The organism is Novosphingobium sp. NFX11, assembly GCF_057376415.1.
The window spans coordinates 2,222,589-2,235,747 of sequence record NZ_CP080384.1 but is presented as its reverse complement, the minus strand read 5'-3'; the positions used below and the strand labels follow the sequence as shown (position 1 = coordinate 2,235,747).

17 protein-coding genes are annotated in these 13,159 nt (G+C 65.7%); 11 read left to right on the top strand and 6 right to left on the bottom strand.

Annotated features, from left to right (window positions below):
• Positions 1–25: 25 nt before the first annotated feature.
• The 3 genes from KZO24_RS11390 (at position 26) to KZO24_RS11380 (ending at position 1,185) form a co-directional block, all read left to right on the top strand.
• Entirely contained in the window at positions 26–328 is a 303-nt protein-coding gene (locus KZO24_RS11390) for a YciI-like protein (protein ID WP_271181941.1), read from the top strand.
• Positions 325–705 (top strand): DUF4440 domain-containing protein, encoded by a 381-nt coding sequence (locus tag KZO24_RS11385; RefSeq protein ID WP_271181940.1) that lies wholly within the window; start codon positions 325–327, stop codon positions 703–705. The genes KZO24_RS11390 and KZO24_RS11385 overlap by 4 nt, the downstream gene beginning before the upstream one ends.
• A 183-nt stretch (positions 706–888) precedes the next feature.
• Positions 889–1,185: a hypothetical protein gene (locus tag KZO24_RS11380; RefSeq protein ID WP_036529573.1), complete on the top strand. Its 297-nt coding sequence runs from the start codon at positions 889–891 to the stop codon at positions 1,183–1,185.
• A gap of 28 nt (positions 1,186–1,213) precedes the next feature.
• Here KZO24_RS11380 and KZO24_RS11375 read toward each other — a convergent pair whose 3' ends face one another.
• Both KZO24_RS11375 and KZO24_RS11370 read right to left on the bottom strand, forming a co-directional pair.
• Positions 1,214–1,708 carry a hypothetical protein gene (locus tag KZO24_RS11375; protein WP_271181939.1) on the bottom strand — a complete coding sequence of 165 codons (495 nt, stop codon included), beginning with the start codon at positions 1,706–1,708 and terminating at the stop codon, positions 1,214–1,216.
• Between the two features lie 202 nt (positions 1,709–1,910).
• The gene (locus KZO24_RS11370; protein ID WP_036529531.1) at positions 1,911–2,183 is read right to left on the bottom strand and encodes a hypothetical protein; all 273 of its coding nucleotides are present in this window, start codon (positions 2,181–2,183) and stop codon (positions 1,911–1,913) included.
• Between the two features lie 140 nt (positions 2,184–2,323).
• Between KZO24_RS11370 and KZO24_RS11365 the strand changes: the two genes are divergently transcribed.
• Positions 2,324–2,932 carry a COG3650 family protein gene (locus KZO24_RS11365; protein WP_486486223.1) on the top strand — a complete coding sequence of 203 codons (609 nt, stop codon included), beginning with the start codon at positions 2,324–2,326 and terminating at the stop codon, positions 2,930–2,932.
• Here KZO24_RS11365 and KZO24_RS11360 read toward each other — a convergent pair.
• Positions 2,929–3,357, bottom strand: coding sequence for an OsmC family protein (locus KZO24_RS11360; protein WP_008832148.1), 429 nt, complete (start codon positions 3,355–3,357; stop codon positions 2,929–2,931). The two genes, KZO24_RS11365 and KZO24_RS11360, sit on opposite strands and share 4 nt — an antisense overlap.
• A gap of 404 nt (positions 3,358–3,761) precedes the next feature.
• Here KZO24_RS11360 and KZO24_RS11355 point away from each other — a divergent pair, with 404 nt between their 5' ends.
• A complete protein-coding gene (locus KZO24_RS11355) occupies positions 3,762–4,115 on the top strand; it encodes a hypothetical protein (protein ID WP_008832147.1) in 354 nt (117 codons plus the stop codon).
• 129 nt (positions 4,116–4,244) lie between these two features.
• Here KZO24_RS11355 and KZO24_RS11350 read toward each other — a convergent pair whose 3' ends face one another.
• The 3 genes from KZO24_RS11350 to KZO24_RS11340 all read right to left on the bottom strand — a co-directional run bounded on the left by KZO24_RS11350 (position 4,245) and on the right by KZO24_RS11340 (position 6,836).
• Complete coding sequence (locus KZO24_RS11350; RefSeq protein ID WP_486486222.1) at positions 4,245–5,396, bottom strand: glycosyltransferase family 4 protein; 1,152 nt, start codon at positions 5,394–5,396, stop codon at positions 4,245–4,247.
• A 147-nt stretch (positions 5,397–5,543) separates the two neighbouring features.
• Positions 5,544–6,074: a hypothetical protein gene (locus KZO24_RS11345; RefSeq protein ID WP_271181935.1), complete on the bottom strand. Its 531-nt coding sequence runs from the start codon at positions 6,072–6,074 to the stop codon at positions 5,544–5,546.
• Positions 6,075–6,461: 387 nt separating this feature from the next.
• Positions 6,462–6,836 (bottom strand): hypothetical protein, encoded by a 375-nt coding sequence (locus KZO24_RS11340; RefSeq protein WP_008832144.1) that lies wholly within the window; start codon positions 6,834–6,836, stop codon positions 6,462–6,464.
• A gap of 268 nt (positions 6,837–7,104) precedes the next feature.
• Between KZO24_RS11340 and KZO24_RS11335 the strand changes: the two genes are divergently transcribed.
• The 6 genes from KZO24_RS11335 to KZO24_RS11310 all read left to right on the top strand — a co-directional run bounded on the left by KZO24_RS11335 (position 7,105) and on the right by KZO24_RS11310 (position 13,155).
• The gene (locus KZO24_RS11335; RefSeq protein WP_271181934.1) at positions 7,105–7,368 is read left to right on the top strand and encodes a hypothetical protein; all 264 of its coding nucleotides are present in this window, start codon (positions 7,105–7,107) and stop codon (positions 7,366–7,368) included.
• Positions 7,369–7,531: 163 nt separating this feature from the next.
• Positions 7,532–8,260 carry a response regulator transcription factor gene (locus KZO24_RS11330; protein ID WP_008832142.1) on the top strand — a complete coding sequence of 243 codons (729 nt, stop codon included), beginning with the start codon at positions 7,532–7,534 and terminating at the stop codon, positions 8,258–8,260.
• A complete protein-coding gene (locus tag KZO24_RS11325; protein ID WP_271181933.1) occupies positions 8,260–9,585 on the top strand; it encodes an ATP-binding protein in 1,326 nt (441 codons plus the stop codon). Before KZO24_RS11330 ends, KZO24_RS11325 begins: the two co-directional genes overlap by 1 nt.
• Positions 9,586–9,722: 137 nt before the next feature.
• Positions 9,723–10,412 carry a carbonic anhydrase gene (locus tag KZO24_RS11320; protein ID WP_008832140.1) on the top strand — a complete coding sequence of 230 codons (690 nt, stop codon included), beginning with the start codon at positions 9,723–9,725 and terminating at the stop codon, positions 10,410–10,412.
• Positions 10,409–11,950 (top strand): SulP family inorganic anion transporter, encoded by a 1,542-nt coding sequence (locus tag KZO24_RS11315; RefSeq protein WP_008832139.1) that lies wholly within the window; start codon positions 10,409–10,411, stop codon positions 11,948–11,950. Before KZO24_RS11320 ends, KZO24_RS11315 begins: the two co-directional genes overlap by 4 nt.
• Before the next feature lie 359 nt (positions 11,951–12,309).
• Positions 12,310–13,155: a TorF family putative porin gene (locus KZO24_RS11310; protein WP_008832138.1), complete on the top strand. Its 846-nt coding sequence runs from the start codon at positions 12,310–12,312 to the stop codon at positions 13,153–13,155.
• Positions 13,156–13,159: the final 4 nt, after the last annotated feature.

Genomic DNA, 13,159 nt, shown 5'->3' with positions numbered 1-13,159 from the left:
TCGTGCCGCCGGGCATGGTCGGGCGATGAACCACTACCTGCTTATCTATCATCTCGCGCCCGGTTACCTCGAGCGCCGGGCCGAATTTCGCGCCGCGCATCTGGACCTCGCATGGCAGGCGGCCGAGCGCGGCGAACTGTTGCTTGGCGGCGCGGTCGAGGATCCGCTCGATACGGCGATGCTGCTGTTCGCCGGCGAGGGGCCGGAAGCTGCGGAGGCTTTCGCCGAGGTCGACCCTTATGTGACCGAGGGCTTGGTCGAGCGCTGGAACGTCCGGCGCTGGGTGACCGTCGTGGGCAAAGAGCCTTCGGCTCCGGTGAGGCCGTGAGCGAACTGGCGATCCGCAGCCGCCGAGCCGCCTTCAACAGGGCCATTGCGGACGGTGATGCGGCGGCGATCGGGCCACTGCTGGCGCGCGACTGCGTCATGGTTACCGGCACCGACAGCGCCGTGATCGCGGGCCGGATGGCGCAAGTGAAAGTCTGGCGGCGTGAGTTCGGCCATTCCGGGCGGATGGTCTATGTTCGCACGTCCGAAAGCGTGGCCATTTCTTCCGCCGAGCCGATCGCCATGGAGCACGGACGCTGGTACGGAACGCAAGGTGGTTTGGAAATTCCCGGAGCCTCTGGCACTTACGCCGCCAAGTGGCGCGAAGTGGCGGGAGAATGGGTAATCGAAGCCGAAATCTTCGTGACGTTTTCGTGACGGGGTGTGACGCATGGCATGAAATCGTTTCCTAAGGCGGGTGAGTTCGATTAAGGAGCCGCCCGCAACCCGGCGCGCCGGTCGAGCGCTCCGGGCAATTCCCGAGGATGTTCGATGCCTGGCAGCCGGCTCTCCGGACCGTGCGCAATCCTTGCGTGCGGGCGGGGGCATAAGGACGTGTCGATGAAGCAGGATGTCGCCGGAGAAGCTCTGCTGCGTGATACCGGCAAGCTCTGGGTCGAGGCCGGATCGGTGATCGCGCTGCGCACTGCCCGCATCGGCTGGGGCGATCCTCTGGCGGGCGACGAGATGGTCCGCATGGTCACCGAAAAGGTCTGGGCGGGCTGGGAAGTCGGCATGGCGCTGGCGACCGGGCAGTTCGGGCACGATCCCGAGACGGTGTGCCGCCGCACGGTGAACCACTATCGCCGCGCCGTACGCAAGAACCTGCGCCGCCTTTCGGCGAACGATCAGGCCTGATCCAAATCCTTCCGTCGGCCTCTGTCCCTCAGGGCGTGTTCTCGGCCGACAGTACGTCCTGAGCTGCATCGGCGGCGCGCGCTGCTGCGTCGGCAGCGGCGTCTGCACGAGGGGCTGCCGGTGATGGGGCCGGTGACCGGTCGGGTGCCGGCTGGCTACCCTCCGCAGCGTAGCCCTCGCCTTGATAGGGAGCATGGCTGCCGTATTGGCGACGTTCCCAGGCACCATCGTCATAGTCGTCCGGCGGGCCGTAACCGTAAGGCGCGTAGTCCTGCTGCGGTTCGGGCGGCATCGGCGGTCCGGCGTCGTCGGAGCCCCGACCGAAGGGCCAGGCAGGAGAATTGAGGGCGGACAGGCCCTCGTCCAGCCACGAGCGCCCGGCAGGCGAGTTGTCTTCCAAAGTGGCGGAGCGATGCGATTGGGGCTGGGAGAATCGCGGCATCGCGCCGGTCGTTATGACGGCGAAGGCCGCGCCGGCGATACCGCCGACCACCAGCAACAGGGCGAACTTGGCTCCACTCATCGGTTCGGGCCGCGGCTGTCTTGCATGATGGCGGGGTATCCCGTCGCAGCTGTCGGCCTGCTGAACGCAAAGAAAAAGGCGCCGTCCCGCACGGAGGGGACGGCGCCTGGTTCGGCGCTCAGCGGCTACCCGGGCGTTGGGAGAGGAGGACTGCCCGGAAGAAGCGCGAGCGCGCGATCAGTATGCCCGATCGGTAGCTCGATTACTCGCCGAGGTGCAGCTTGGCGGCTTCGGCGGTCGTGAACGAGACGTAACGGCTGTTGTAGGTGCCGGTCACGCGGCCGCCCTTGACGTAAAGGCGGAAGGGGATGCCCGCCGAGGTCGCGCCGTCGATCACGGTCACCTTGCCCTTCTGGGCAGTGGTGTAGTTGTAGTTGACGCCTTCGTGCGAGAACTCGCGGCTGTCGTCGGCCTGGGCGACGGCGGGAACGGCGAGGAGAGCAACGGCGGCAGAGGCGAGAACAGTCTTGAACATGGCAAAATCCTTAGATTCTGGATGAGGCTGGATCGCCTCGGGCGACGTTTATCTTGTGCGCTGCAGCAAAAGCGGATGTTGAACGGGAGTGCAATTTCAATACCCGAACCGGGTGTTGCAAGTTTTGCAACCATCAAACAATGTGCCTGATTTTTAAGCAAATCGGCGTTTCCAGGCGCGAAGAAAAAACAAGCATGACCGCAAATTTATCATCGTCGGGTCAGGGAATCAGCCGAATCACACCGGCGGCCTATCAGATCGCATGCGAAAGTTTGCCCGCCGGCCGGGAGAGGCGTACCGTGCAACTCATGTCGAGCATCAGACCGTACCGGGCGAGCGCACTGCTGGCCATTTTCGCAGTTGCAGCATGTCATTCCGCTTCGGACGGGTTGCCCGGTGATCCTGCCGATCATCGGCCGTGGAACGGCATTGCCGTCACGGAGACCGTGCACTTCGTCGGTACGGAGCCGTTCTGGGGCGGGCAGGTCGAGTCTTCGCGCCTGACGTATACAACCCCGGATAATGCCGAAGGCGAAACAGTCCCGGTCACCCGCTTCGCCGGTCGCGGCGGGGTTTCGTTCAGCGGAAAGCTGTCGGGCGGTGCGGCGACGCTGGCGGTCACGCCGTCGGCCTGCAGCGACGGCATGTCGGATACGCGCTATCCCTTTACTATCACATTGCAGATCGGCGAGGAAACGCGGCAGGGCTGCGGCTGGACCGACCGCAGCCCGCGCACGGGCAGTAATTAGTCGCCGAGCGACTTTTCGAGCGTGATCTCGCAATTCAGCAGCTTGGAGATCGGGCAGCCGGCCTTTGCTTCGTCGGCGATGCTGGCGAAGTCCTCGGGCGTGATGCCGGGGATGGACGCGGTGAGAGTCAGGGCCGACTTGGTGACGGAGAAGCCGTCGCCGTCCTTGTCGAGCGTGACCGTGCACTGGGTGTCGAGGGTGCCTTCGGCGTGCCCTGCGCGGGCGAGCGCGAAGCTGGTCGCCATGGTGAAGCAGGCGGCGTGCGCGGCGGCGATCAGTTCCTCGGGGTTGGTGCCGGGCTGGCCTTCGAAGCGGGTGCCGAAGCCGTAGGGCTGGTCTGACAACACGCCGGAGCGCGTGGTGATCGAGCCCTTGCCGTCCTTGCCGAGACCGACATAACGGGCGGAAGCGGTATTGGTGGTCATGTCGAGGTTCCCCTGGTGCTGATGCTACTGCTGGCGGGCCGAAGTGGCGCTGGCTGCAACGCCGGGGCTCTGTACAGGTTCCGAAAGTCTGCCGCGTGACGATGCCGCAACGGGTTTGGCGAGCCTCGCGTTGCAGCACGAGGCTACGCCCGGGCGATGCTTCCTGGAAGAGCCTTTTACGCCTTGGCACCGGGCAGGGGCGCGGCGCCCTCACATCCCGCCGAAAGCAGGGCTGATGCCCGTGATACCATGCGGTACACCAATCGTTGCGCACCGCAAAAAGCGCAGAAATCCTAAGCTTCTTGAGGATTGTTCGCTTTGTCGCGGTGGGTGCGCATGGTACCTCTCGGCTTGTGAGATGACGGCCCGCGACGACGGTGCCGCACCGGAAGAGGATAGTTGTCATGAAGCGATTCCTGACAGCATTGCAGGTAGGGTTTGCCCTGTCGGCAATGGCTTTCCCGTCAGCAATGGCGATGACCGGAACCGGTCACGCTGCTGAAGTGTCCGTCGAGGCGGATGCGATGACCGGTGCGTACTACATGCGCGACAGCCTGGTTCCCCGAGCGGACGATCTCGCCCTGCTACAGCGCAAGCCCGCGCTCTACCTTGCCAGTTTCAACGACGGCATGGCGACGGTGGCCTATTCGCTGGAGAACGGGCGGATCGTCTACCGGGTGGTCACCGGCGAGATCGGGGATGGTGCCCGGGCCGAGATCGACCGCGCGCTGGTCCGTCTGCAGCGCAAGGTCGCATGACGGTATAAAAGAGAAGACGCAGGGAGAACGCGCGCGAAGGTCGGCTGGGCCTTCGCGCAGAGCCGAGGGAAGGGGAGAAGCGCAAGGCGCGGCGGGTAGCCACCACCGCCGCGTCTTGTTGCTATGTGCTCAGGCGCGCGCCTTCTGGCGGATCAGGCGCACGTAGGTATCGGCGACGGCCTGGTTTATGCGGTCCCAGCTGAACTCGCCGGCACGCGCGACACCGGCGGCGCCATGGGTGCGCCGCAGTTCGGTATCCTCGATATAGCCTTTCAGCGCTTCGGCGAACTGGTGCACGGCGCCGGGCGGGATCAGGCGGCCCGAGACGCGGTCGTCGACGAGGCTCTGGCTGCCGGTGGCGGCCGCTGCGACGACGGGCAGCCCGCAGGCCATCGCCTCGAGCGTGACGTTGCCGAAAGTCTCGGTGACCGAGGGGTTGAACAGCACGTCCATCGAGGCGACTGCCCGGCCGAGGTCGGCGCCGCCCTGGAAGCCGACGAATGCGGCCCCGGGAAGACGTTCCTCGAACCAGTCGCGCGCAGGCCCCTGGCCGATCACCAGAACCTTGTGGGCGATGCCCTTGCGGCGCAGTTCGTCGAGCGTGTCCGAGAATACGTCGAGCCCCTTTTCCATCACCAGTCGGCCGAGGAAGCCGATGGCGACTTCATGGTCGGCGATGCCGTGGCTGCGGCGCCATTCGAGGTCGCGGCGGCCGGGGTTGAAGATCTCGTGATCGACGCCGCGCGACCAGATCGAGACGTCGTAGTTCATGCGCTGCTCGCGCAGGAGCTGAGCCATGCTTTCCGAAGGCGCGACAAGGGCGTTGCAGCGGCGATAGAAGCGGCGCAGGATCGCCTCGACCACCGGCTCGCCCCAGGCCATGTTGTAGTAGCGCAGGTAGGTTTCGAACCGGGTATGGACCGAGGACAGCACCGGAATGGTCCGGTTGCGTGCCCAGATCACCGCCTGGTGGCCGACCGGGTCGGGCGAAGAGACGTGCACCACATTCGGCGCGAACTTCGCGAGGTCGCGGCGGGCCTTGCCCGAGATCGAGAACGGAACGCGGTATTCCGGACGTCCGGGAATCGCGAAGGAACGCACGCTGACGAGGTCGCCGGTCGGCTCGAACGCGGGCTCGGCCACCGTGGGCGCATAGACGCGCACTTGCGCGCCCTGGCGCAGGAGATAGCCGACGAGACGATTGAGCGCCTGGTTGGCGCCGTCGCGGACGTAGTTGTAGTTGCCCGAGAACAGGGCGATGCGCAGGTCAGCGGTGTCCATGATGGAGCGCCCCATAGCCGCCCCGGCCGCGCTTGGCGAGGGTGGATGACAGGGCGCTCCCCGATGGATTTCATGCCGGGATGCATCGGGGACAAAGGGATTGCCATCGACCGGGCAGCCTTCCCCGAAATGCATCGCGGCTATGTTTTAGCGACGATAATCGCGGTTACGCCAGCGGCGATCGTCTCGGCGGTCATCGCGGCGATCCCAACGGCCGTCACGGCGGTCCCAGCGGCGATCGTCACGACGGCCCCAATGGTCGCGGCGATCGTAGTGCCGATCCCGGCGCCAGTCGCGTCCGCGATCCCAGCGGTTGCCGCCGTCGCGCCAGCGATCACGCGACCACGGCGAATAGTACCGGTCGTAATAGCGATCGCGATAGTAGCGATTGGGGGAGCCATCGTAGTAGTAGTAATACCCGGGGCGATCGCGCACGGTGACGTAACGACGCGAGCCCCAGTAGCCGCGATCGTAGTAGTTCCGATCACCGCGGTCGGCGATTGCTGCGCCGAGGGCAAGGCCGATCACGCCGGCACCGATGGCGATGGCGGCGGTGTCGTCACCGCGCCCGTAGTAGCGGTCTCGCGCCTGGGCTGGCGATGTGGTCACCAGCACCGAGGCGGCGAGTGCGGCCCCCAGCGCGAGTTTTTTCCCGAAGGATTTCAACTTTATATTCATGACGTGACGTCTCCCTTTCCGGGCCGACCGGGTAACGGCGGTAGCGGTGGGCACGCTGGAAACATGGGCCGGATGGACTGAACCGGAAGTGAATTTGTCGCGAGGTGTATCGGGCGTGCGGCGAGCCGTGCGCCAGGGCGTGATCGTGTTCGACTAAAACACCGTTCGTGATCCCCGCGAAGGCGGGAACCCATCTGACGCTCATACAGCAGGCGCCGTCAGGAGATGGGTTCCCGCCTTCGCGGGAATGACAATGATACGGTTAAAGTCGATCTCGCTCTAACGGCACATGCGAAGACGCCCGGCCGAGGAGGAGGGGCCGGGCGTCTCGCGAAGTCGGGGAGGGGCCGAAAGGGGCGTCACCCGGCTTCGCTGGTATTCGATCGATCAGTAACCGCGGCGCCAGTCACCCCGGTCGCCGTAGTAGCCGCGGCGCTGATCGTCGCGGTGATCCCGGTTGTAGCGATCGTAGTCGCCGCGCGAGTAGCGGTTGCCGTCGCCATTCCAGTAGTAGCCGTCGCGATAGGACCAGCTCGAACCGTAGTAGCGGTCGTCGTAGCGGGCATTGTCGTAACGGTCGTGGTCGCGGCTGGACGAGGCGGCGATGGCGCCGACGGCAAGGCCCAGAATGCCCGCGCCGATGGCGACGGCGGCGGTGTTGTCGCCGCCCCGGTGCCAGTCGCGCGCCATCGCCGGCGTCGTAGTGGCAAGAGCGGTGGCGGCGAGGCCGACGGCCAGCGCGGTCTTCTTGAAAATGGTCATGGCTTCAACTCCTTGTTCGGGGTGGCGGATCAAGGAAGCCGTTGTCCCCGTGTGAAGTTTGGTATAAGCCCCGGCTCCTGAACCGGATCGAAGCGGATCTGGCAGAATCCATTCACGATTTTACGCAATTGTATGCGTAGCGGTACATGGGGCGATGCGGGGCTGCAGATGAAGCGGTTCCAGACATGTTTCGTCACGCGTCCGCCCGAAACGTGACACGCGGGCTCCCCAATCTGGCGTCATTGCATTGCCAGATTGGAGAATACCAATGATTTCCGCCGCTCTTCTTGCCCTTGTTTCGCTTTCCACGCCCGCTTCGGCATCGCTCGCTACTGCCTATGCCGGTGACAGCGTCGCCGCCTCGAAGGGCAATCCGACCATCGTGGCGCGCGCGCAGGGCAAGGCTTCGGCTCCGACCGTCTGCCATCCTGACCCGTCCAAGGGCCGCGCCTGCCGTCACGCCGTCGTCCAGGCCGAGCAGGCAGAGCGTCCGGTTCTGGCAGTCGCCGATGCGGCCGTAACCAAGGACTGACGCATCCGCCGCCTTGGCCTTTTGTGCAGATTTGCTGCGCGAAAGAGCGCGGCAGGACAATTTCCGACCGGCGCGGTTTGCCTGACCGCGCCGGTTGCCTATAGACAGCAGAGACAACCAGCACGATGACGGTCGCCCCCGCTACAGACACCCGCACGAGACTATGACAACCCCTTCCACCATTCTGCTCGTCGAGGACGATGGCGCGTTGCGCACCCTGACCGCGCGAGCGTTGCGCCAGAGCGGTTTCAACGTGCTCACCGCCGCCACCGGCGCGGAGATGTGGGTGACCCTGCGCGAGGCGACGGTCAGCCTGGTCGTGCTCGACATCATGCTGCCGGGCACCAGCGGCTTCGACCTGTTCCGCCGCCTGCGCCGCGAAAGCGACGTGCCGATCATCTTCGTCAGCGCGCGCGGCAGCGAGGAAGACCGCGTGCTCGGCCTTGAGCTGGGCGCCGACGATTACCTCGCCAAGCCGTTCAGCACCCGCGAACTGGCTGCGCGCGTCAGCGCCGTCCTGCGTCGCGGTGGCGGGCTCGATTCGACCAGCGAGCCGGTGCCAGAGATGCGGTCCGCCGATTCGATCCGGTTCGACGGCTGGGAAGTCTCGATGGCGCGGCGCGAACTGCGCTCACCCAGCGGTGCGATCGTCGATCTGACCGGTGCCGAGTTCGATCTGCTCTCCACTTTTCTGGGATACCCGCAGCGAGTGCTCGGGCGTGAACGCCTGATGGAGCTTTCGCGCTCGCGCATCGGCGACAGTTCGGATCGCTCGATCGACGTGCTCGTCAGCCGCCTGCGCCGCAAGCTGCAGGCCGAGGGCTCCGAATCTCCGATCGTCACCGTTCGCGGCGTCGGCTACATGTTCAAGGCGGAAGTGATCCGCACCTGATGGCAGGCAGGTTCGTCGCCCTGTTCAGGCGGATGGGCCTGCCCGAGCGGCTGCTCGCGGTGCTGCTGGTCGTCGTCATTATCGACTTCGTGGCGAACTCCTTCCTGTTCGAGCGTGTCGATTCCTTCATGCTGCGGCGCGACGATGCCGAGCGCATCGCCGAGAACCTCGTCCTCGCGCGCCGGACGATGGAACATGCCGAGGCGGGCGAGCGCGACCAGATCGCCCACGTCCTCAGTACCGACCGCTTCCAGCTGCACTGGTTCGCGCCCGGCACCCGCCGCCGCGGTAGCCTAGGGCTGACCAACCTGCGCGCGCAGGTCGTCGCCCTTCAGCCCGAACTCGCCATGGCCGATCTCGAGCTTCACCTCGAGGAACTGCCGGGCAAGGGGAACATCGGCGGTTCGATCCGGCTTTCCGACAACAGCCTCGTGAAGTTCCATACGCATGCGAAGTCGGCGTGGAAGCTGACGCTGGGCCGGATCGCCGGGCTGGTGCTGCCCACGCTGCTGCTCTTCGCGCTTGCCTGGGTGCTGGTACGCACCACGCTCAAGCCCCTGCGCACCCTGATCGGCGCGACCCGCCATCTCGGCTCCGGTCCGCCGCGTCCGGTGCCCGAACGCGGACCGGACGAGCTGCGCGAACTGATCCGCGCACTGAACGAGATGCAGGAACGCATCCACCAGTCGCTGGTGGATCGCACCCAGACGATGCTGGCGATCGGACATGATCTCAAGACCCCGCTCGCGCGCATGAGGCTGCGGCTCGACGACGAGAGCGTCGATCCCGAAGTGCGCGACGGCCTGAACCACGACATCGACGAGATGCGCATGCTGCTCGATTCGATCCAGGCTTATGTCGACAGCGACGGCCGCTCGATCCCGGCGGAGCGCATCGACATCGCGGTCATGGCCGAAACACTGGTCGATACCGCTGCCGATCATGGCGCCGACGCGACCTATTCCGGCGTGTCCAGCCTCGAAGTCAAAGTGCGCCCCGTCCCGATCCGCCGCGCCTTGTCGAACCTCATCGAGAACGCGCTGCATTACGGCGGCAATGTTCGCGTCAGCGTGCGCCGGGACGGAGGAGCGGTGGAGATCACCGTCGACGATGACGGGCCCGGCATCCCCGACGATCGCATCACCGACGCGCTCCAGCCTTTCGTCCGCCTCGACACGGCGCGGGCGCGGGACACCGCCGGAATGGGCCTCGGCCTGCCGATCGTGCGCAAGGCCGTGCGCACGGAAAACGGCACGCTGGACTTGCGCAACCGGCCCGAAGGCGGACTGCGGGCGACCATCCGCCTGCCCATGGGTGCGGACTGACCCGGAGTTCACACACGCTGCATCGCAGCAAACTTTCGTAACGTTCGCGCACGCTCAGCGACAAGCGCGGCACCTAGCTTTCCACAGTGAGCCGCAGTGCGTGCGCTGACGGCAGTGGATAAAAGAAAGGTGTTCCAGTGAACGAACTGATCGGTCGCGTCTTCAACTTCGAGAAGACCCTCTTCCCCGCCAGCAGCGAGCTGTTCGGCAAGCTGACCACGCACGGCCAGTCGCCCAAGGCGCTGATGATCTCGTGCGCCGATTCGCGCATCGTGCCCGAGCAGATCATGCAGGCCGAGCCCGGCGATCTGTTTGTCTGCCGCAACGCCGGAAACATCGTGCCGCCTTACGCGACGCTCAACGGCGGCGTTACCTCGACCGTCGAATATGCGGTCATGGCGCTCGGCGTGCGCGACATCATCGTCTGCGGCCACTCGGACTGCGGCGCGATGAAGGCGCTTTCCGATCCCACCGGCCTCGAGGCGATGCCGAACGTCGCCGCCTGGCTCAAGCACGGCGCCGCGGCCGAGAATATCGTCAGCGCCTGCCATTCCGACCTTCAGGGCAAGGACCGCGTCCGCGCGATCACGCTGGAGAACATCATCGCCCAGATCAGCCACTTGCGCACGCATCCGGCCGTTGCTGCGGGCATCGCGCGCGGCGAGATCACGCTGCATGGCTGGATGGTCGATATTCACGCCGGTCAGGTCCTTGGCCTCAACGGCGACACCGGCGAGTTCGTGCCGCTGCGCGAAGACCGTGACCTGCCGGTTGCTCTCGCCGCCCGCAGCCGTTTTGCCACCGAATACGCAGAAGCGGCAGAATGACCTCGGTTTCCTCTGGCGTGGGAGACGGCCGCCAAGGCCTCTTCTCCCACTTCGGCCGCGATTTCACGGCGTCGATCGTCGTGTTCCTGGTCGCCATGCCGCTGTGCATGGGCATCGCCATCGCTTCGGGCGTGCCGCCTGAAAGGGGCCTCGTCACCGGCATCATCGGCGGCGTGGTCGTCGGCCTGCTGGCGGGTTCGCCGCTGCAGGTCAGCGGCCCGGCGGCCGGCCTTGCGGTCATCGTCTTCGAGTTCGTTCGCGAGAACGGACTCGAGGCGCTTGGCCCGGTCCTGCTTCTGGCAGGCGTGCTCCAGCTGATTGCCGGTGCGCTCAGGCTCGGCGGGCTGTTCCGCGCGATCAGCCCGGCTGTCGTTCACGGGATGCTGGCGGGTATCGGCGCGCTGATCGTCATCGGCCAGTTCCACATCCTGTTCGACGCCAAGCCGCTGTCGAGCGGCCTCCAGAACCTCGCGGCGATGCCCGCGCGCGTCTTTGGCCTCGATTTCACCAATGCGGCTGCAACCGAAATGGCGCTGCTGATCGGCGTGCTGACGATCACCGTCATGCTTGCGTGGGAAAAGCTGCGTCCCAAGTCGATGGGTCTGGTTCCCGGCGCGCTGCTCGGCGTGGTTTCCGCCACGGCGGTTGCCTGGGGCATGGGCTTGGACGTCGCCCGCATCGAGGTGCCTGCCTCGATCGCCTCGGCTTTCAGTCTGCCGACCAGCGCCGCCTGGTTCGCGCCGCTGAGCCAGCCCGCGCTGCTCGTCGCAGCCGTCGCCATCGCCTTCATCGCCAGCGCCGAAACGCTGCTCTCGGCGGCTGCCGTCGATCGCATGCATGACGGCGTGCGTACCCACTACGACAAGGAACTGCGCGCGCAGGGCATCGGCAACTTCCTGTGCGGCGTCTTCGGCGCATTGCCGATGACGGGCGTGATCGTGCGCTCCTCGGCGAACGTGCAGGCAGGTGCAAAGACCCGCCTTTCGACGATCTTCCATGGCGTGTGGATCCTCGGTTTCGTCGCGCTGCTGCCCTGGCTGCTGCGCGAAGTGCCGATGGCCGCGCTCGGCGGCGTTCTGGTCGTCACCGGCTGGAAGCTCGTCAGCCTCAAGCACGTCACGCACCTGTTCAAGGCGCATGGCCCGCTGCCCGCAGCGATCTGGGCCGCGACCTTCGTGCTGGTAGTGACCACCGACCTGCTGACCGGCGTGCTCGTCGGCCTGGCGCTCTCGGTCGTCGAGCTGCTGCCGCATTACAAGCACCTGCGGCTCAAGGTTGCGGAGCATGACGAGGGTGAAGCGACCCGCGTGGAACTGAACGGTGCGGCCACCTTCGTCGGGCTCACCCGCCTAAACGCGGTGCTGGAGAAGCAGCCGGCGAACCGTCCGGTCCACCTCGACCTCGGCTTGGTCAAGGCGATGGACCACACCACGGCGGAAACGCTGTCGGAATGGATCAGCCGCCGCCGCCAGGGTGGCCAGCGTGACCGGATCACCGGTCCCGATGCCATCCTGCGCCCGCTGCCGCTGGCCAGCTGACGATCTGATCGAACACCTGGCGGGCCGGGAACCCTCACACCCGGCCCTCTAACCTACGGGCGGAGCGCGTAAGCGTTTCCGCCCGCTTTCTTTGGACGGTGCCGTTTTCTGATCGCAGAGCGAATTGGCCTGCATAGATACTCGGCAATATCGTGACGGCGTGCTTGTGTTGCTACGCAACCACACTTGTTGCGCTGCAGAATTCAGCAACAGTTCGTTACGATAACGCAAGAATAGAGACAGGTCGGCGCCATATCCATGAACCTGCCGGCATGAAACGGGCTCGCCACGCAGCGGAGCCCGGCTTGCAGGCCGCAGGACGGAACATGCTACAACAGTAACATGAGGGTGTTCCGACTATGAAGTTTCGTCTCTTTGCCGGCGTCGCCGGCCTCGCAGCCGCGTTTGCTGCGACTCCAGCGATGGCGCAGGAGGAAGCCCCCAGCGAATTCACCATCGCGGGCAGCGTCGGGCTCGTCACCGACTACCGTTTTCGCGGTGTGTCGCAGTCCGACAAGGAACTCGCGGTGCAGGGCGGCGTCTCGGTTACGCATGAAAGCGGGCTCTACGTCGGCACCTGGGGTTCGAACCTTTCGGGCTGGGGCACTTTCGGCGGCTCGAACACCGAACTCGACATCTACGGCGGTTTCGCGGCCGAAGTGACGCCGGGCGTGAAGGTGGACGTCGGCGTGACCTGGTACATGTACCCGGGCGGCTCGGACATCACCGATTTTGCTGAACCCTACGTCAAGGTTTCGGGCTCGGTCGGCCCGGCGAACCTGCTCGTCGGCGCGGCCTATGCGCCCAAGCAGGAAGCGCTCGGTCGCTGGTATCTGGACGCCGATTCCTACGCGACCGGCATTCCCGATGCACCCGGCGCCAAGTCGGACAACTTCTACCTCTGGGGCGATGCCAGCACCGGCATTCCCAACACGCCGCTGACCCTGAAGGCACACCTGGGCTATTCGAACGGCAACTCCGGCCTTGGCCCCAACGGCACCAGCGTGGCGCCGACGGGCAGCTATCTCGACTGGATGCTCGGCGCGGACCTCGCGGTCGGCCCGGTCGTGCTGGGCGTGGCTTACATCGATACCGACATCTCGAAGGCGGAATCGGCTTACCTGAAGCCGAACTTCTCCTCCTCCAAGAACGGTTCGCAGATCTCCGGCTCGACCGTGGTGTTCTCGCTGTCCGCGGCGTTCTGATCAC